The following is a 20,553-nucleotide window of genomic DNA, read 5'->3' on the forward strand; positions in this document are numbered from 1 at the left end:
AGTGAATATTTTTTATAGAATTTGGTCAAGTAAAGCCGCTTTTTAAAGAGGATACTCATGAATGACACATGTGACACCTTTCTCCAATCCTTTTCTTTTAGGATTTGAAACCGTAGAAAAAACATTGCAACGTATCGGTAAAGCTGATGAAGCTTATCCAGCCTATAACATTGAACGTTTGCATAAAAATGATGATGCAAATCATATCCGGATAACTTTGGCTGTTGCTGGATTTAAAGTTAATCATCTCAATATTTTGCTCGATGATAATCAATTGGTTATTCATGGTAAACAAAAAGACAGCCAAAATCATCAATATTTATATCGCGGTATAGCAGCGCGACAATTCCAGCGAACGTTTGTGCTTGCGGAAGGGATGCACGTTACAAATGCCGAGTTGAAAAATGGCCTTTTATCCATTAACCTGTACCAACCAAAATTAAAAAGAGAAATAAAACAGATTCCAATTAAAGTGAGTAGCAGTGAGTCATAAAAGTTAAAGCATAAAGGAATAGCGAAATGGGAGAGTATAAACAAAACTTGTCGTTTCAGAATACATCTTACTCTGATGCGGGACAGATTGCCTATTTAAAGAAAGTTTGTACAGATGATCTGGCTAGAAACTTCCCAGATCTTCCGCCCATGACTCCAGGCATTACCATATGGGCTCTTTTTGGTGAAACAGGTTATCCTATCATTTTATCCGATGAGCGCTCTATTGCTCTTGCTGGAGCCAATGAGCATGAACTACAAATTGTAACTCTGCACTAGATTACCTTATGAGAAAAAACTCTGTTTTTTTTATAAAGGTGAAGAGGCTGCCTATAAATTTATATGATTCACGGGGCCGTTATATTATTCACGGGCACTGTTGTGAAATGGGTCCGAGCGCATTGAGAGCATTAAAAGATATTTCTTTAAAAAGAGTGCATGAATTGGCAATAAAGATTAGGTGTATTTTCTTTGGGATGTTTTGTTCTTTCTGAGGAGCGTGGCCTCATTAAAGAGTATGAAAAACAAAAGCACGAGATATGCCTCATCATTTAATTTTGTGCTTCAACTGCTTCAATACAAGATATTTTTCTCTTTTGAAGATTAAAGTTCTTGTTTTTATAATAAAGTTAAAGCACAACAAGAATAATGAAGTTATTTGAGGGGAGAAAAATAATGCCTTCTTATCGTTCAAGAATATCGACACACGGGCGTAATATGGCAGGAGCCCGCGGTCTTTGGCGTGCAACAGGGATGCAAGATGCGGATTTTGGTAAACCCATTATTGCGATTGCAAATTCTTTTACACAATTTGTACCAGGTCATGTCCATTTAAAAGATCTTGGACAATTGGTTGCACAACAGATAGAAGTTGCCGGTGGCGTTGCGAAAGAGTTTAACACTATTGCTGTAGATGATGGAATTGCGATGGGGCACGATGGAATGCTCTATTCTTTACCTTCACGTGAAATTATTGCTGATTCCGTAGAATATATGGTCAATGCCCATTGTGCGGATGCGCTTGTCTGTATTTCTAATTGTGACAAAATTACACCTGGAATGTTAATGGCTGCTTTACGGTTGAATATTCCGACAATCTTTGTTTCAGGTGGTCCTATGGAAGCCGGTAAGATTAAATGGAAAGATCAAAATCTAATGGTTGATTTGGTTGATGCCATGGTTGCAGCTGCTTCAGAACAGAATTCAGAAGAAGAAGTTGCTAAAATGGAGCGTGCTGCTTGTCCTACATGTGGTTCTTGTTCAGGAATGTTTACGGCCAATTCCATGAATTGCTTAACGGAAGCCTTGGGGCTTTCGCTTCCCGGAAATGGATCAATGCTAGCGACTCATGCAGATCGACGGATGCTTTTCGAAGAAGCTGGAAGACGGATTGTTGAATTGGTCAAGCGTTATTATGAAAAAGATGATGCAACAGTTTTGCCACGCTCTATTGCTTCACGTAAGGCTTTTGAAAATGCAATGACCGTCGATATTGCCATGGGAGGATCAACCAATACAGTACTGCATCTGTTAGCAGCAGCGCAAGAAGGTGGGATAGATTTTACCATGGCGGATATTGATCATCTTTCACGTCGTGTTCCTGTTTTATGCCAGGTTGCTCCTGCTGTTGCAAATATACATATGGAAGATGTTCATCGTGCTGGTGGTATTATGGGGCTTTTAGGCGAATTAGATGCGGCAGGACTCATTGATACGTCAACTTATACGGTTCACGCAAAAACGATGAAAGAAGCTCTTTACTATTGGGATGTAAAACAAACCAATGAACCAACAGTTTGTGCATTTTATCGTGCCGCTCCAGGTGGTATTCTAACACAGACAGCTTTTAGCCAGTCTTCTCGCTATGAGACTCTTGATCTTGACCGTGAAAAAGGTGTGATTCGCAATAGGGAACATGCCTATTCACAAGACGGAGGATTAGCAGTTCTTTATGGAAATCTTGCAAAAGATGGCTGTATTGTAAAAACAGCAGGTGTTGATCAATCGATTTTAACCTTTAAAGGTCCGGCAAGAATTTTTGAAAGCCAAAATTCAGCTGTCTCAGCTATATTAACGGACAAAATTAAAACAGGTGAAATTGTTTTAATCCGTTATGAAGGTCCACGTGGTGGACCTGGAATGCAAGAAATGCTTTATCCCACGAGTTATCTCAAATCTAAAGGATTGGGCAAGGTTTGTGCACTTGTTACGGATGGACGTTTTTCAGGGGGAAGCTCAGGGCTTTCGATAGGGCATATTTCTCCAGAAGCTGCTGAAGGAGGAGAAATTGCGTTGGTGGAAGAGGGAGATATCATAGAAATTGATATTCCAAACCGTAGTATTCATATGTTGGTTGATGATATTCAGATAAAGCAACGTCGTATGAAGATGGAAGCAAAGGGAAAATCTGCTTGGAAACCAGTTGAGAAGCGTCAGCGTAAAGTTTCAAAAGCCCTCAAAGCCTATGCAGCGATGACTACATCTGCTGCAAAGGGTGCAGTTCGTAATATTTGATGAGATGAAGGACGCTTCTATTGAGTACCACCAGTTCTTTACGTTTGTGAAGTAACAAGTTGGTACCATCATTATATTTACTAGCTCTTGAGTATTGCGACAGCCTTTGCATTTGAGAGCATTCATAAGAGGTGTTTTTACTCCTTTCTTCTAGTGCTTTTATCCCAACACCAGCTCCGCTTGTGATATGAAAGTAAGTAATTTAAAATGATTCAACATGAATTAACTTTAAGATGAAAGAACTTTAGGATATTTGTGGCTCTCATTCAATATGCAAAACAGTAAATTATCATTATAAATCAATTTGTTGCTTATAGAAAGAGAGATGGTACTCTGAGAAGTTTTTTGCATATTTTTCCCAATATTCTCAGCAAATTATTTTATGAATTTATGAGCTAATCAGAATATTTTGAGTCATTATGAGTACGATCAAAAATCTATGAACAGGCTTTAAAAACAGCTTCGGATCTTTTTAGCAACTCTATAAGATAGAAAAAGATATATCGCATTTATTATTTTTCGCATTATATTCTAGGTTTATACGATATTACAACTTCCTGATTTGTATAATGAAAGATATTTATTATACTGGTGATATTATCTCGTTGCACCATAAATACCTTCATTGAGATGCGGTAATATAAGACAGCCTTTAACATTTAAGTGTTTTTAATGTGTGTGGTGAATATTTTTAGATCTGCTTTTCAGGTTTTGTGTAATTTAATCTCATGATTGGTAGGTCTAGGGAAGCCGCTAGAAGTTGGATTATTTGCAACGGGATTCGAGTAAAAATTTCAGTCTTTTGAGGAGTGAGAAGGAATTTAAAGGCTTTTTAGGAAAATAAAATGCAGCTCTTGCTATATTTGATTATATATTTCATGGAAAATGGCAAAAGAATCCTTTATCATTTAAAATGTAAAGAAAACGTGTGCCGCCATTATTTATGAATTTATCATGCAAAGTTTTGTGGCATTCCAATATAGACAGCTTTAAATCCAAAGTCATTGCGATGATAACAGTACCATTGGTCGTGAAAAACATAATTCATTAAATATGGGTATTTGTAAAATATGCCTATTTGTAAAATAGAGGAAATTTCATGACAAGCTTTGCAAAGAATGATTATTTTGTAAAAATAGTCAATGTTAATTAATTTTTTGTATAAGAGCCAATATTAATCTAAGGAAATATGAAATATAATGCATAGAAACTTTATTTCTCTATACGTTCTACTTATCAAAACATATTATGTAGAAAAGCGATGTAAATGCAGTAAGCAACTATTTTGCGCTAAAACATATCAAAAAAGGACGCTTTCTTCCCTATTAAGAAAGATTTTTAGTAAAAAAACATCTTTTTTCTATAGGGGGTTACTCTTTTCAAGTTGTTTAAGGTAGTAAATTGTTTCTAAAGCTTGCTTAGGAGAGAGTTCATCGGGCTGAATATTTTTTAAAGTCTCAAGAAGGATACAATGTCTGTTTGTGTCTTCATTGATAGGAGATGTTGCTTTAAGAGAAAAGAGTGGTAACTCATCAATGAGTTTGGGTCCTTTACCAGCCATTTCTCCTTGTTCTAATTGATGGAGGACATCTGTTGCTCGTGTAATTACAGCTGGAGGAAGACCAGCAAGCTTTGCAACTTGTACACCATAGGAACGATCAGCTGCTCCTGGTGTGACTTCATGAAGAAAAACCACATCACCATCCCAATTTTTGACTTTCATGGTTACATTATGCAGTCTGTCAAGTTTTTCGGTAAGTGCAGTCATTTCATGAAAGTGGGTAGCGAGAATAGCACGACAATGATTAACTTCATGAAGATATTCAACGGCGGCCCAAGCAATAGAAAGCCCATCAAAGGTTGATGTACCACGTCCTATTTCATCAAGAATAACAAGGGAATGGTGACTAGCATGATTGAGAATCGTTGCTGTTTCAACCATTTCCATCATAAAGGTTGAGCGCCCTCGTGCAAGATCATCGGAAGCACCAACACGACTAAAGAGGCGATCAACGATGCCAATATGTGCTGAGGTTGCTGGAACAAATGATCCCATTTGCGCCATAATAGCAATAAGAGCATTTTGCCGCAAAAAAGTTGATTTTCCTCCCATATTAGGCCCTGTCAAAAGCCAAATTGCTGCATACTGTTGATTTTCTTGCACAGAAAGATCACAATTATTAGCAACAAAGGGTTCTGCTGCTTGTTTTCGGAGTGCTTGCTCGACGACGGGATGACGTCCTGCCGTGATATGAAAAGTAAGTGAATGATCAATTTTAGGGCGGCAATATCCTTGTTCTTCAGCAAGGTGTGCTAAAGCGACAGAGACATCTAAAATGGCAAGTGCTTCTGCGGCTTTACGAATAAAATCAACTTGTTCGGTAATTTCCTGAACAAGAATATCAAAGATTTCTAGTTCAAGCATTAATGTATGATTGGCAGCATGGGCAATACGGCTTTCAAGATCAGCAAGTTCTGTTGTCGTAAAACGCATAGCGTTTGCCATTGTCTGCCGATGAATAAAACGTGCTTTAGCTTGTGGATTATTTGTGAGGGCAGATGCTTGCGTACTGGTCACTTCAATGAAATAGCCCAGAATATTATTATGCTTTATTTTAAGTGTCTTAATATCTGTTTCTTGAGCATATTGCGCTTGAAGTTCAGCAATAACACGGCGAGATTCATCACGTAAAGCACGCATTTCATCGAGCTCTTTATGATAATTGGACCGAATAAAACCACCATCACGTTTAAGCAGTGGGAGATCATCAGCTAATGCTTTTTCTAAATGAAAGTATAAAGCAGTGGGTAAGTTTGAGAATATCTGTTGTACATCACTTATTTCTTGAGGCAGCATTTCATTATTAAGAAGTTGATTCAATTCACGAATGATTTCAAATCCGCGCTGGATTGTCGCCATATCACGAGGACCTCCTCGTCCAAGAGCTAAACGTGAAACAGCGCGGGGCATATCTGGTCCCCCCTTTAAAATGAGCTTTATTGCTTCAGCAAGAGAAGACTGACGGAGGAAAAAATCGATAGAATCCAAACGTGTATCCACAGCTGAAGGGGTAGTGAGGGGAGAAATAAGGCGATCGATGAGAAGGCGTGATCCTCCTCCTGTTACAGTGCGGTCAATAGCTTTTAATAAGCTTCCATCCCGTTGACCTGATGTCGTTCGAATAAGTTCAAGACTGAATCTGGTTGCGGCGTCAATAAAAAGAGTAGCACTTTCATTTTGGCGCTCCGGTTGCATGAGGGGAGGACGATGCGTGATTTGTGTTTTTTCGATATAACGAATAGCGGCCACAATTGCAGAGAGTTCAGAACGTGAATAATCGGCAACACCTTCAAGAGTTGAGAGTTTAAAATAATTGCAAATATCGCGTTCAGCGGTGAGTGCATCAAAGAGACAAGCAGGTTGAGGTGAAACGATACGATCAAGAACATTAAAAAGGGATTTATGAGATTTATCATGAAAAAAGGAATCAGCAACAATGATTTCTTGTGGATCCACACGCATAATATCTGCCAAAAGTTTTTCTTTGTTACTTTCTGTTACACGAAATATACCTGTTGAGATATCAATCCAAGAAAGAGCAAATTCCTCTCCATCACTGGTTTTTATACGAGAAAGTGTCATCAAATAATTTGCACGTGTTGGATCAAGAAGTTTTTCTTCTGTTATCGTTCCTGGTGTTACAAGACGAACAACATCACGCCGAACAACAGATTTTGAGCCACGTTTTTTTGCTTCAGCAGGATCTTCTATTTGTTCACAAACAGCGACACGATAACCACAAGCAATCAGTTTTTGCAAATAATCGTCTGCAGCATGAACTGGAACACCACACATAGGAATATCTTGTCCTAAATGTTTTCCACGTGCTGTGAGTGTGATTCCTAAAGCTTGAGCAGCTTCAATTGCATCATTAAAAAATAATTCATAGAAATCACCCATTCGGTAAAAGAGAAGGGAATCCTGATTAACAGCTTTGATTTCTATGTACTGCTCCATCATAGGTGTAAGACGTTCTTGAGGAGAAGAAGATGAGGAGGTAGGCTGTGGAATGAAACTATTTTTATGGTTGTCTTTTTTATCCATTTGTACGCGGTCTATTCCCTTTAACTAAAGCTTTTACTCTTTTTTTGTTTACTTCAATATTGATTTATCTCTAAATTAAAACGTATCATCAGATTTACTAAGGTAAGAATAGCGATTTTTGAAATATGAATCAAATTTTAAACATTGAAAGACTATACGCATTATCAAGAAAAATTTACACTGTTTTTGGAGAAAATAAAGTGAGATGAAAAAGAGCGAGAAAGATCAGAAAATGTCTCAGACAGTTTACAATTCAAGTGAACGAGAAGCTCTTGATTTTCATAGTCGTGGTCGGCCAGGAAAGCTTGAGATTGTTGCAACAAAGTCTATGGCAACACAGCATGATTTATCCCTTGCTTATTCACCAGGTGTTGCGGTTCCAGTTAAGGCAATTGCTCAAAATCCAGCCCTAGCTTATGATTATACAGCAAAAGGCAATCTTGTTGCTGTTATTTCAAATGGTACAGCGATTTTAGGGTTAGGCAATTTAGGTGCACTTGCCTCTAAGCCGGTCATGGAAGGTAAAGCAGTGCTGTTTAAGCGTTTTGCGGACATTGATTCCATTGATTTAGAAATTAACATAAACGATACGGAAAGTTTTATCGATTTGGTTCGTTATTTAGAGCCTTCTTTTGGTGGAATCAATCTTGAAGATATTAAGGCGCCTGAGTGCTTTATGATTGAAAGCCGTCTACGTGAGGTTATGAATATTCCTGTTTTTCACGACGATCAACACGGTACAGCAATTATTGTGGCAGCTGGTGTTCTCAATGCTTTGACTTTAACAGGGCGCGATATGCAAAATACGCGGTTAGTCTGTAATGGTGCTGGTTCTGCTGGGATTGCTTGTATTGAACTGATTAAAGCAATGGGCTTTCGTTCTGAAAATATCATCTTATGTGATACAAAGGGTGTGGTCTATGAAGGTCGTGAAGAAGGAATGAATCAGTGGAAATCTGCGCATGCTATTCGAACGGATAAACGGACCCTCGCTGAAGCAATGGAAGATGCAGATATATTTTTCGGTGTTTCTGCTAAAGGTGCTCTTACCCCTGAAATGGTAAAATCTATGGCGCCACAGCCGATAATTTTTGCTATGGCTAATCCGGATCCAGAAATTACACCGGAAGAAGTTATCCAAGTGCGTCATGATGCTATTGTTGCAACAGGGCGTTCCGATTATCCAAATCAGATTAATAATGTTCTCTGTTTTCCTTATATATTTCGTGGTGCGCTTGATGTGCGTGCAACAGTTATTAATGAAGATATGAAGATTGCTGCGGCAAGGGCTATTGCTGATTTAGCACATGAGGAAGTGCCTGACAGCGTTGCGGAAGCCTATTGTGGAAAGCGATTAAAGTTTGGTCCTAATTATATCATTCCTGTTCCTTTTGATCCGCGTTTGTTCACGGTTGTTTCAATAGCGGTAGCAAAAGCAGCAATGGAAAGTGGTGTTGCACAAAAGAATATAGATGATTTAGAGGCCTATGAACGGGATTTGAATGCGAGACGTGATCCTACTTCTTCGGTGATGCGTGGGGTTTGTAACCATGTTCGTCAAGCACCAAAGAAGATTGTCTTTGCAGAAGGTGAAGAAGAGCAAGTTATGCGGGCAGCGGTTTCCTATGTTCATCAAAAATTAGGACAAGCAATTTTGGTTGGTCGTGAAGAGCAAGTAAGAGAAGCGGCTTTTATCGCTGGAATTGATTTGGAGCGCGAAGGTATTTCACTTATGAATGCCAAACTTTCTTGCCGTACAGATGCATATGCGAATTATCTTTATAAAAAGATGCAGCGTCAAGGTTGGCTGTTGCGCGATTGTTATCGTCGTATCAATAATGATCGCAATTATTTTGCTGCATGTATGGTGGCACTAGGAGATGCTGATGCAATGGTTACAGGGGTGACACGCAATTATGAAACAGCGTTAGTCGATATACGTCGGGCAATTGATGAAAAACCAAAAGAACGATTGATTGGTATTTCAATGGCTATTTGCCGTGGACGAACTGTGTTTATTGCGGATACAGCTGTTTATGAGAATCCTAATGCTGAAGAACTTGCGGATGTAGCAGAGCAAACCGCTTCGTTTGTGCGTGGGTTTGGATATCAGCCACGGGTTGCATTTTTGGCATTTTCTACATTTGGCTATATGAAAGGGCAGACAACACAGCAAATTCAGGATGCCATTAATATTTTGTATGAACGCAAGGTTGATTTTGAATTTGATGGAGAAATGAGTGCAGATGTGGCACTAAATTCCAAATTGATGCAGCAATATCCATTTATGGGATTAACAGAGACCGCTAACATTTTAGTTATGCCTGGATATCACGCCTCTTCCATTGCAAGCAAAATGTTACAAGAGCTTGGTGAAGCAACCATCATTGGTCCTATTTTAATTGGATTGAAAAAATCTGTCCAAATTGTACCGTTTAATGGAAACGATACAGATGTTGTCAATATTGCAATGCTTGCGGCTTATCATGCGGCAAAAGCTGTCTAAAGGAAACAAAGCCCTTAATATATAAAAAGCCTCTAACATATTAAGGGGTTTTATGATAGAATAAAGAGTAAATTCTTAAGACAGCTGTGTTTGGCTGTTGTTTTGTTCTTCAGCGAGACGCTTTTGGAAAAGTGCTGCGAAATCAATAGGATCAATCCATAAGGGTGGAAAACCGCCGTTTTGAGTAGCATCAGATATAATTTGGCGAGCAAATGGAAATAAAAGACGTGGACATTCAATAAAAACCAGTGGCATGACATGTTCTTGTGGAATGTTTTTAAGATGGAAAACACCACCGTAAATCAGTTCTACATGAAATAATGTTTCAGTATCATCATTAGCTTTGACGGAGAGAGACAAAACGACATCATAATTGTCATCACCAATTGGGTTAGCATTGACATTAATGTTGATATCAATTTGTGGTGATTTTTCACGTGCACGCAATGAATTAGGAGCACCTGGGTTCTCGAATGAGAAATCTTTTAAATACTGAGTTAATACAGCAAAAATTGCCTCTCCACCACTGTTCTTCATTTCGTCTTCTGCCATACTACGAACCTCTCTTATTATAATAATTATGTATATTTGTTTTAGATCTAAAGAGCGAACTGGTTATCATGCCTTGCAAAAGGTTGCAAGGAATGCGCTCTTTTATCTTGAATATTTTTTAGTTCGTTACAGGTCTTTTAGGCATTTCAATGGTTATCATCATTTTTGCGCCATGGAGATTCTGTTAGATCATAAATTTTGTAATCTTCTGCGTTAAGGTCAATTATTTTTTCAGAGTCATTTTTGCTTTTAGTGTTTGGATTTATTTTGTTTTTTAATGATGAAAAAAAATGCCAAGCAACAGAGCGAATTGGTTTAATAAGAAGTAATAGTCCCAAAAGGTCACTTACAAAGCCGGGAAGAATAAGTAAAATCGCACTAAACATGATGAAAGCATCATTAATAATATTATTTTTTAACGTGCGTTTTTGGATAAGTTCAGTTTGTATATTTTTTAAAAAACTACCCCCTTGAATTCGCAATAGAACGATCCCAACTATAGCTGTGAGAATAACCAAACTCAACGTTGCTAGAATACCAATTTCTTGACCAACAAAGATAAAACTAGCGATTTCAGTTAAAAGCATGCAGAGAAAAATAACGACAAAAAAACGAGATTTTATAGAATAAAGTTTTATCACATGAAAATTTCCTTCTAGCTAGTTTAAGGGGAGAAATTCTTATAAATATAAAATCTATAAAAATATTTGAATGGTAGGATTCCTTATTTTACATATTTATTGATAAATGATATTGACTGCAATGTTTATGACAAACTTAAGCTTTGGAGATTGACAACGCCCATGGAATTTGACGTTATACTTGTCATCGCTCTTGTTGTTATGGTTGTTATTTTTGTGCAACTCCGTAATGTATTAGGGAAACGAATTGGTTTTGAAAAGCCTCCCTTTGACCCTTATTCACGTCGTTCTAAAAGTGCTGATATAGAAACGGCTGATAATATTGCTTCGTTCCCACATCAGAAAAATTCACAAAAAAGCGACTTTAGTGAAATTGATGAAATTTCACCACAAGGAACTATTTTGAATGAAGATTTGCGGGCACTGCGTAGAATCGATCCTCATTTTTCTCCTCAGCGTTTTATAAAAGGTGCACAACTTGCTTATGAAATGATTGTCACAGCTTTTGCCAGAGGTGATCGCAGTCAACTTAAAAGCTTGCTTTGTAATGATGTTTTTGAAAGCTTTTGTACTGCTATTGAGCAACGAGAAAAACACAAAGAAAGAATAGAGTTTACTTTTATTGGGATTAATAAGATCGAGTTTGTCGCGGCGGCAATACAAGAAAAGGACGAATTTTTAACGATACGTATTGTCAGTGAGATAATTTCTGTTACTTATAATGAACAGGACGAGCGTATAGATGGTGATCCTGAGGCCATTGTAGAAATTAGAGATATTTGGACTTTTGTTCGCAATAGTTTATCATCGGATCCAAACTGGAAGCTTTTTGCCACAGAAGATGAGAATTAAAGTACTTTTTATTTTTCTTCCATAAGCACTCAATGATTTACGAGAAATTAAAATGTCCTCAAGTGAATGGCGACAAAAAAGTGGTTTATTGACTTCACAAGATCGCTTTTTATGGGAGATGGTTTGTCGTACGACAATGCCGCTTCATGATAAGATGTCCTATTCTGTATTAGAAAATATCCCAAATATTAATGATAAAAAACCGCACGTAATTCAAAGTTCCTCAGTATTTCATGAAACTCAACAAAACTCCACAATTGTTAAAAGAAAAAAGAGAAGCGTTATACAAGAACATAAGATTCATTTCTTTGATCATGTTGCATATCGTAAAATTTCCCAAGGTCGCTATCCTCTTGAGGCGCGTCTTGATCTTCACGGTTATATGCAGGAAGAAGCTTATTTTTTATTAAAAAAATTTCTACAGTCCTCTCAGCAGAGTGGATTACGTTATGTCCTTGTGATTACAGGAAAAGGCCAATCAGTTGGGAGTGAGGGGGCTTTGTATAAATTTGTTCCCTATTGGTTATCGACACCAGTTTTTCGATATTATATTCATGCATTTAAGCAAGCCGCACGTCAGCATGGTGGTGAAGGCGCACTTTATGTTTGGTTGCGCCGTTTTGTATAAGAAAAGGAATGTGATGTTATTGTGATCATTTTAGGCTGAACATTGGTTTCACGAGATCTCGTATGCTATGTGATAAGTTATAGAAGAGATATGATAACATACTCACTGATAATGACCGTTAGCTCTTTTCATCTATTGCCCAAGAACCTTTAATACAATACTCTCTTATTTTTTAATTTTCTTATAAATACTATCGTCTGATACTTTACGCATTGCCTCATGCTTTTGTTTTTTACAGGTTTAGTGTGATAATACTACTTATGAAAAACAGAATGTTTCCAGTAAAATACACTGATATTACATAATTCATGCGCTTATTTAAAAAAATATTTCTTAATTCATTTTATGGCATTCTTTGTGAATAACAATCCTATAAAGCGTATAAAATTTATTGTTATCATCTTTACACTTAATGAATATTTTTACGCTTCATAAAAGTACAAGGTTAGATATTATGATAGGCTTAGCCAGTTCTCAATATTATGAAATCTTTGGAGCTCTTGATGCTAGAGAAGTTTTATAAGCTGCATTGCTTTCTTTAAGTGTTACTCTACACAGGTAACTTCTCATTTGTGATGTGCAAACGAATTCTTTTGATTAATTCATTATAAGAAGGTTTAAAATGAGAGAGTCTTATAATATTCGCGGATCTCATTCAGGTTTCAAAATGATAAGTTACTTTATACGTCAATGCATTAATCTACTAAATCCACGAAGAATAAAAAGATGAGAAATTGAGCAACTGCGTTATTCAGAAAATATTACTATAAATAGTTTTAAAAGTTATACAACTCAATTAAAGAGAACAGTGAAATAAAACAATAGCATATATTCTACAATATATAGCTACACAATATTACGATAAATGAATACTTTCATGAAGAAACTTTTTCATTCATTAAAGGCTTCCTTTTCATAATAATTCGATAATTGAAATTTAATTATGAAGGGGATCATATGAGATTCTACTGTAGGTATTATACTCTTATTCGCCGTCTTTCAGATATCGGTTGAAATGCTAGCTTAGCATGAAAGGCACAATAGGGACTATTTTCATCAGAATCGGCACCACAAAAATGAAAATCTGCTGATAATGGATCACCAACCGGCCATCTACACGTATTTTCACTCAATTGTAGAAGATTAAGTTGACGTGATATGGGCACAACGACATTGGATTTTGTGGATATATCAACTTCTTTTACATCTTCCTCTATAAGTTCTGTCTTTAAAGTCGTTTCTTCAATACTTACAGATGATGTGTTCATTGGCGATACTGTGGAAGTGTTGCGACGCACACGTGGAGATGATGGATTGTTTCCAACAGGAGTTTTTTGTGCACGTGCATTTGCTTGTGCTGTCTTACCGCGTCCTGGCAACTTTAATCGATGCACTTTTCCAATTACTGCATTTCTGCTGACCCCACCTAATTGAGCAGCAATTTGACTTGCACTTAATCCTTCACTCCAAAGCTTCTTAAGAAGCTCAACGCGTTCACATGTCCAACCCATACCAGCACTCCATTTCTATTATCTCATTGAGATGCCCCCCTTTACATCTTCAAATGTTTCAATAATGTTTTCATTGCACTGAATGAAAGAATTTCAAACTCTAAGCGAGCATAAGAAAATCAACCAACCTGTGAAATTTACAAATCAAAACACATCATTTTGCTTACTATATTACAAATTACAATATGCACTCATTCTATGACAAGAGTCTTTACCTCTTTAAGGGGTTATTTAGAATGTTTTCCCCAACTTGCCAATCAATCATAAGTTAAACTTTCACTTTTATTTAGGGTTTTTCTTCAAAATGTTTATTGTAGAATCTTCATTGACTTTTTTTCGTTGATGTAATGATCTATTATATAGGCGTAATTATTAATTGTAATAAAATGTTGAAAGCATTGTAACGAAATGGATCATATTGTTTCATTTGTAATATTACCTTGTATATATATTGAAAAGATTAAGATATAAAGGAAATTATGATGAATGCCATCTCTATACAACCACTTTATGAATGCTTTGCACGACGAAATTTGCATTTTGAACAGGGATATGGTGTATGGCTTATTTCCGATAAAGGAGACCATTATCTTGATTTCACATCAGGCATTGCTGTTAATGCATTAGGGTATTCACATCCCAAATTGGTTGATACGCTTAAAGTACAAGCTGAAAAACTTTGGCATGTTTCCAATCTTTTTCAATCTCCTGAACAAGTAGCTCTTGCTACGCGGCTTTGTGCAAATAGTTTTGCAGATAAGGTTTTTTTCTGCAATTCAGGCACTGAAGCATTGGAATGCGCGTTCAAAACGGCACGTCATTATTACTATGTTGCAGGTCATTCAGAGCGCATTGAAATAATTACTTTTGAAGGGGCATTTCATGGACGTACACTCGCAGCACTTGCTGCGACTGGGCATGAAAAGTATCTTGAAGGCTTTGGACCTAAAGCTGGTGGATTTATTCAAATACCTTTTTGTGATGAAATCGCTTTGCGTAATACTATTAATAAAAATACTGCTGCTATTCTTATTGAACCTATTCAAGGAGAAGGAGGAATACGAACGGTTTCTCATGACTATTTAAAATTTTTGCGTAAAATATGCGATGATAATGATCTGTTGTTGATCTTTGATGAAGTCCAAACGGGGATGGGACGAACAGGAAAGCTTTTTGCTTATGAATGGAGTAATGTTACGCCTGATATTCTTACTCTCGCAAAAGGCCTAGGAGGTGGCTTTCCATTGGGGGCTTGCCTTGCAACGAATAAAGTTGCAAAAAGTATGACATCTGGAACCCATGGATCAACCTTTGGAGGAAATTTGCTTGGAATGGCTGTTGGAAATAGTATTCTTGATATTTTATTAGATCCCGATTTTCTCAACCATGTTCAGCGAATGGGGGATAAACTAAAAAGTGGACTTTTACACATTCTCAATATCTATCCTGATATTATTTGCGCAGTTCAAGGGGTGGGGCTTATGATGGGCATTCAATGTGTTGTGCCTTCAAATCTTGTCGTTACTGCTTTGGAAGATGAATATCTCTTAAGTGTTGCTGCCAACAACAACGTCGTGCGCTTATTGCCTCCTCTTATCATTAATGAAGAGGAAATAGATGAAAGCTTGCGTCGTATTGAAAAAGCACTTTCTTATCTTTCGCAAGTAAATAAAAAAAATATTCACACACATAACGAGTGCTCTTCATCATTTCGCAGACTAATCGATTTTAATGCTAGCAATAGCATGCGCACAGGTTAATTATGCGAAAATCTTTAAAGCATTTTTTTAAGCAGGGAAAAGTTCAAAATATTTTATAAGTAAATACTCGCGATGGTTTTTGAAAAACCATACACATGCTTCTCCTATTTCATTCGATATCAGTATGCGCTAGTTTGGGGAAGATACAATCATGCTTACGAGTTCATAGATATAGCTGGTCATAGTGAAATCGTAGCTGACACGGTATATGTTTTATCCCATTTTTTCGTATCGTGATATCGCGACAATAAAACATCAACGTGTATTAAAATTGGCACAATATGCATAAATACCTATCATTAATGCCCTTATAGATGATGCACAATCCTTGCTAAATTTTAGCAGACAATCTTTAACCGATGAAGAACATTGAGAGCTAATTACTGGCAAAATATTGGCATGGATGAGGGGAAAATAATATGCCCCATTCCTGAATTGAAGCTGCAGCTCTTTTGGGTTTTCATTTGCGAGTTGCTATGCCAAAGAGAAATAAATCACAAGAACAATTTATATATTAGGCTCGTGAACGGGGATCACATCTCACGCTCACTCATAATCTCCCCCCAAAGTGGCACAAGATGCTGATTGTCTTATGACCGATTTATAGGGATCCATGGAACAAGAATTTCGTGCTCGCAGTCATTCTATTTTTCAGGCTTAGTCAAATCAATGAAACTTTCATGAAATTAATAAAGCCTGATTCCATTTTTATGCATTGTCTTCCTGCTTATCATGGTGAAAAGGTTGTCGATACAGTGATTAATAGATTGCATTCAATTGTTTTCGATGAGGCTGAAAATCGTATTCATACTCAAAAAACAATTCTTTCTTGGTGTTTACAAGATGCGTTTTTCTCTTCAAAATAATCCACCTACAACGAATTATATAAAAGGCAAAGCCATGAGTGAACAAGCTAAAGATGAAGCCTCTCTCAACAACATCTACACACATGAAGACGATACCGTTATTCCCTTTCAAGTCGAAAAACTTGATATCCGTGGACGTGCTGTACAACTTGGGAAAACTTTAAATTCTATTCTCACAAGACATCAGTACCCTGAACCTGTTTCTTATCTTTTGGCAGAAGCTTTACTTTTAACCGTTCTGCTTGGAACTTCTCTAAAGCTTACAGGAAAATTTATTTTACAAACCCATTCTGATGGACCGGTTAATATGTTGGTGTGCGATTTTTTGCCCCCTTCCGGTTTACGTGGATACGCTCGTTTTGATAAAGAACGGCTTAAGCAAGCAATAGACAATGATCAAGCTTCTTCAGAAACACTTTTAGGAAAAGGCACTTTAGCTTTCACGATTGATCAAGGATCCCATATGCAATCTTATCAAGGGATTGTTGCATTAGATGGATCAAATTTACAAGAAGCTTCTCGTGCTTATTTTGATCAATCGGAGCAAATTCTTACCGATATTCGTTTGGCTGTTGCTATATTAATTAATCAAGATCAAAAAGGAAAATCGCAAAAAAGCTGGCGAGCTGGAGGTATTTTGACCCAACTTTTGCCTCAGGCATCGTCTCATCATAAAGTATATGATCCTCATCAAAAGCGAGAACAAACGAAAACCCACACCCAATTGGAGAACCAATGGCAAGAAGCTAAAATACTCATGGCAACGATTGAAAGTGCAGAATTAACAGATCCTCAAGTCGGTAGTAAACAGTTATTGTTTCGTCTTTTTCATGAGCAAGGCGTTAGAGTTTTTAATTCTGTTTCTCTTGTTGATCAATGTTCTTGCTCACGCGAAAAAATTAAAGGAATCCTAGAAGGTTTTCCTCTTGATGAGCGCAATAAAATGGTTAAAAATAAATATATTTCAGTTACATGTGAATTTTGCTCAAAAACATATCGCTTTATAACGCAAGAATTTTTAGAAGAAAAAACATAATCAGATATTTTTCATAAAAAAGGATGATTGCAAAAAAATCCCATTTTATTCACCTCTTAAAAATTTAAGCACAGCTAGTATGAGTCTTTAGCATATTTTTTCCTTAGCTTTTTTTGATGTATTCCCATGATCCTTCTGTTGCAATCAGTATTAATATCATACAGTACCTTCAATATATCAATAAATTGATTTATAATGATAATTTATTGTTTTGCATATTGAATTAGAGCCCTGAATATTGCAAATCTCTTTTATGTTGCATCAATTAAAATCACTTGCTTGCACATTACAAGAAGGGCTGTGGTGTGGGGATAAAAACACGAAAAAAGGCGTAAAGAATGCCTCTTATGAATTGTCTCAAGTGCTACGACTATGTCGTAATACCCAAGAGCTGGCAAAGTATGTGATGATAATGGTTCGCCATTTATATTAAGCGTAAAGATGGTGGTGCTCTGTAAAAATGGCATGCATAGCATGGTAAAACTGGGTATTCTTACTTATAAGTCTACATTATTATATTTTTTTCAACTTAAAATATTGCCAATTATTTTCATGTTTAGACGATTCATAAAAGGCGTTTTTCTAGCTTTTTCTTACTTTAAATTCAATGTAAATGAATTTGAAAAAATCTCATAGTATTAGGTGTTTTCATTTAATAGATAAAAATGGTAAATTTTATTTAAAATCAAAATATTATAAAGATTAAAAAGACGCATTCATACAAAACATAGAAAGAAAAAATACTTAAATTAAAAAAAGATAAGTATGAAATTGCTAATCTATAACGCACCAGTGGTAATCGATGGATTACAATGGGAAACGCATTAATCTATTGCTAGATACGGACTAATTCTATCTAAAAAAGAATTGTGATGATAGCCATTTATAAACTTGATAGTGCTATCATCGCTCAAATGATGTGCTAACACACATCTAACAGCTGCTAAATATGCAGAATTAGCTGAAGGCGAAATGCACACTGCTATGAAGCACTTCAAAGTGCTTCTAAAAAATTATATCAACGATCTATTACGTTTTATGAATTCGCTTTCACTCGCAATGATAAATCTACCTTTCCAAGAGAAATTAAAATGAGGTGGATTGGTTAAACGCATTATCAATAATGGAAGATGGGGGAAGTTTCATTGGTAGCCAAAATTAGAACTTTATTTAGCAAACGTCAAAAAGCAATTTACTAGCTATCAACTTAAATAGGTATCAGCGTTCTGTTCTGTTTGTGCATGGCATTTATGAGATTATTAACGTGCTTTAAAAACTCAGGTACTGCAAGGTATACAGTTGATGATTTTTATGATGCAATGGATTGCACAGAAAAACAACGTAAAAATTTTGATAACATTAAACATCGTATTATCGAACCAGCCATTACAGAATTAGCTCAAAAAGGTGGAGGGAAATTGACTGGAAGCCCATCAAGACTGGGAAGAAAGTTATAGAAATTGAGTTTAAATTTGAAAAAGATATGCAAGGGAAATCGTTCTAATCAACAAAAAATATATCTAAAATCATAATATTTTAAGAAGTTTCTTATAGCGCTAAAATCGAGCAAATATCGTTTTTTTGATATAGATTTTACATACCAAAATTACATTTTAAAATAAAACGTATAATTGCACTTTTAAAGATCTTTCAAAGAAAAACATTTTTAGGAGCGCATAACATAAAATGTTCTTTTTTAGGTTGTAACGTTTTTTGAAAATAATCTTTAGAAACAAAAACTGTCTTTTGGGCTTAAAAAAAGCTTTATAAAAGCTTTTCAATTTAAAAAAACGTAAGAATTTTCGTTTTATTTCATTGAACGCATTGTAGGATGAAATTTAATGCCAACATAGATGTTTTTCATCTGATCATGATTTTGGAGCTGCATGAGAAGGACAAAACAATCCGTTTGGTCTTGGATCAAAGAAACCATTAGGTGCCCTGTAGGCGTTCTCTTGATCCTAAAAATCTAGAATTGTTGTCTCTTCGATAAACATGGATCTGAGTTCATGATTTTTGTGAGCGTACAAAAAGTTTGAGAGGTGTTAATCTCTCACTTTATTGATGTATGCACACACGAAGAGAATTCTACTTATTCTCTCAATCGAAATTTGAATTACATTAATATATTGAGTATTTATGCAAATAAATTAAATAATTTTAGTTTCACAGCACTACATTACACATCTTACCATTTTTTTAAATAAACTTTTTCCAGAACTCCTCTTTAATTGATAATTAGGTCATTTTTTTGAAAGATTTTGAAAAATACTGTAAGTTTTAAACATACTTTGAAATCAGATTTTGTTAAATTACTTCCTTTTATGGATGCTTTTATTCTAGTTGAAGTTTGTTTTCTAAAAAGGAACGGTTTTTCAGTTAAAAAACTCATAAGTTTTCAACACGATTTTCACTTTTTCTTGTTTTTGTATTTAAAATTCATATGTCGATATTTTATTTTTCTTCTGTCATGATCGCTTGTTCAATTTTGGGTAGAAATTTTTTTTGATAAATTTGCCATGTTAAGGGACCAATGTGTTTGGCAATAATAATGTTCTCTTTATTCAAGAGAAAGGTTTCTGGTGGTCCATATACACCCCAGTCAATGGCTGTATATCCGGAAACATCAAAGCCAATAAATTTAAAAGGATTACCAAAACTGTTTAAAAAGCGCAGAGCATTTGCTTTGTTATCCTTATAATTAATACCAATCAGATCAAAACGTTTATCGTGTGCAATTTTCATAAGAAGAGGATGTTCTTCACGACAAGGTAAACACCAAGAACTCCAAAAATTGACTAATGTGACACGTCCTTTAAACTGTTTTGAATCGAGATAGCTTTTCTGATCAAGGAGAGGAAGATGTGTATTAGGGACAGGTTTTTCAGCCAAGGTGTTTGGGATAAGAGAAGGATCTTGAGGATATTTTTGACCTATAAAATTGAAAAAAAGCACTGTGAGGAGAAGAAAAAGCACAAATGGTCCCAAAAGGATCAACAAAACAGGCAAAGATCTATTTTTTTTAAGTTTTGGTGTGGTGTTTTTCATTATACTTTGTCTTTTTGTGATAGTTCTTTTTTGTTCAGGCGT

General features: G+C 36.0%; 15 protein-coding genes. 10 read left to right on the top strand and 5 right to left on the bottom strand.

Annotated elements, in window-relative coordinates; genetic code table 11:
• Nucleotides 1-61: 61 nt before the first annotated feature.
• The 3 genes from MCY_RS05320 to ilvD all read left to right on the top strand — a co-directional run bounded on the left by MCY_RS05320 (nt 62) and on the right by ilvD (nt 3,006).
• A complete protein-coding gene (locus MCY_RS05320; RefSeq protein WP_007347350.1) occupies nt 62-493 on the top strand; it encodes an Hsp20 family protein in 432 nt (143 codons plus the stop codon).
• Nucleotides 494-519: 26 nt separating this feature from the next.
• On the top strand, nt 520-771 hold the full coding sequence (locus MCY_RS05325) for a BQ00720 family protein (protein ID WP_007347351.1): 252 nt from the start codon (nt 520-522) through the stop codon (nt 769-771).
• Nucleotides 772-1,167: 396 nt separating this feature from the next.
• A complete protein-coding gene (gene ilvD, locus MCY_RS05330; RefSeq protein WP_007347352.1) occupies nt 1,168-3,006 on the top strand; it encodes a dihydroxy-acid dehydratase in 1,839 nt (612 codons plus the stop codon).
• 1,360 nt (nt 3,007-4,366) lie between these two features.
• On the opposite strand, the gene mutS is transcribed toward ilvD, so the two are convergent.
• Nucleotides 4,367-7,111: a DNA mismatch repair protein MutS gene (gene mutS, locus MCY_RS05335; RefSeq protein WP_007347353.1), complete on the bottom strand. Its 2,745-nt coding sequence runs from the start codon at nt 7,109-7,111 to the stop codon at nt 4,367-4,369.
• A gap of 205 nt (nt 7,112-7,316) precedes the next feature.
• On the opposite strand from mutS, the gene MCY_RS05340 reads away from it, so the two are divergent.
• On the top strand, nt 7,317-9,617 hold the full coding sequence (locus tag MCY_RS05340; RefSeq protein WP_007347354.1) for an NADP-dependent malic enzyme: 2,301 nt from the start codon (nt 7,317-7,319) through the stop codon (nt 9,615-9,617).
• A gap of 75 nt (nt 9,618-9,692) precedes the next feature.
• On the opposite strand, the gene secB is transcribed toward MCY_RS05340, so the two are convergent.
• Together secB and MCY_RS05350 are read right to left on the bottom strand one after the other, a co-directional pair.
• Entirely contained in the window at nt 9,693-10,169 is a 477-nt protein-coding gene (gene secB / locus MCY_RS05345) for a protein-export chaperone SecB (RefSeq protein WP_007347355.1), read from the bottom strand.
• Nucleotides 10,170-10,315: 146 nt separating this feature from the next.
• Complete coding sequence (locus MCY_RS05350; RefSeq protein ID WP_007347356.1) at nt 10,316-10,810, bottom strand: FxsA family protein; 495 nt, start codon at nt 10,808-10,810, stop codon at nt 10,316-10,318.
• 162 nt (nt 10,811-10,972) lie between these two features.
• Here MCY_RS05350 and MCY_RS05355 point away from each other — a divergent pair, with 162 nt between their 5' ends.
• Both MCY_RS05355 and MCY_RS05360 read left to right on the top strand, forming a co-directional pair.
• The gene (locus tag MCY_RS05355) at nt 10,973-11,662 is read left to right on the top strand and encodes a Tim44/TimA family putative adaptor protein (RefSeq protein WP_007347357.1); all 690 of its coding nucleotides are present in this window, start codon (nt 10,973-10,975) and stop codon (nt 11,660-11,662) included.
• 52 nt (nt 11,663-11,714) lie between these two features.
• Entirely contained in the window at nt 11,715-12,290 is a 576-nt protein-coding gene (locus MCY_RS05360; protein WP_007347358.1) for a Smr/MutS family protein, read from the top strand.
• A 977-nt stretch (nt 12,291-13,267) separates the two neighbouring features.
• Here MCY_RS05360 and MCY_RS05365 read toward each other — a convergent pair.
• Nucleotides 13,268-13,801 (bottom strand): GcrA family cell cycle regulator, encoded by a 534-nt coding sequence (locus MCY_RS05365; protein ID WP_007347359.1) that lies wholly within the window; start codon nt 13,799-13,801, stop codon nt 13,268-13,270.
• 482 nt (nt 13,802-14,283) lie between these two features.
• On the opposite strand from MCY_RS05365, the gene MCY_RS05370 reads away from it, so the two are divergent.
• The 4 genes from MCY_RS05370 to MCY_RS08885 all read left to right on the top strand — a co-directional run bounded on the left by MCY_RS05370 (nt 14,284) and on the right by MCY_RS08885 (nt 18,920).
• Nucleotides 14,284-15,561 carry an aspartate aminotransferase family protein gene (locus MCY_RS05370; RefSeq protein WP_007347360.1) on the top strand — a complete coding sequence of 426 codons (1,278 nt, stop codon included), beginning with the start codon at nt 14,284-14,286 and terminating at the stop codon, nt 15,559-15,561.
• A gap of 680 nt (nt 15,562-16,241) precedes the next feature.
• Complete coding sequence (locus MCY_RS10025) at nt 16,242-16,427, top strand: hypothetical protein (protein ID WP_019224197.1); 186 nt, start codon at nt 16,242-16,244, stop codon at nt 16,425-16,427.
• Between the two features lie 34 nt (nt 16,428-16,461).
• Complete coding sequence (locus tag MCY_RS05380) at nt 16,462-17,463, top strand: Hsp33 family molecular chaperone (protein WP_026087977.1); 1,002 nt, start codon at nt 16,462-16,464, stop codon at nt 17,461-17,463.
• A gap of 1,250 nt (nt 17,464-18,713) precedes the next feature.
• The gene (locus MCY_RS08885) at nt 18,714-18,920 is read left to right on the top strand and encodes a replication initiation protein (protein ID WP_026087976.1); all 207 of its coding nucleotides are present in this window, start codon (nt 18,714-18,716) and stop codon (nt 18,918-18,920) included.
• Between the two features lie 997 nt (nt 18,921-19,917).
• Here MCY_RS08885 and MCY_RS05390 read toward each other — a convergent pair.
• A complete protein-coding gene (locus MCY_RS05390) occupies nt 19,918-20,511 on the bottom strand; it encodes a DsbE family thiol:disulfide interchange protein (protein ID WP_007347365.1) in 594 nt (197 codons plus the stop codon).
• Between the last annotated feature and the right edge of the window lie 42 nt (nt 20,512-20,553).

The organism is Bartonella rattimassiliensis 15908 (assembly GCF_000278215.1).
In the GTDB taxonomy this organism is placed as follows: Bacteria; Pseudomonadota; Alphaproteobacteria; order Rhizobiales; family Rhizobiaceae; genus Bartonella; species Bartonella rattimassiliensis.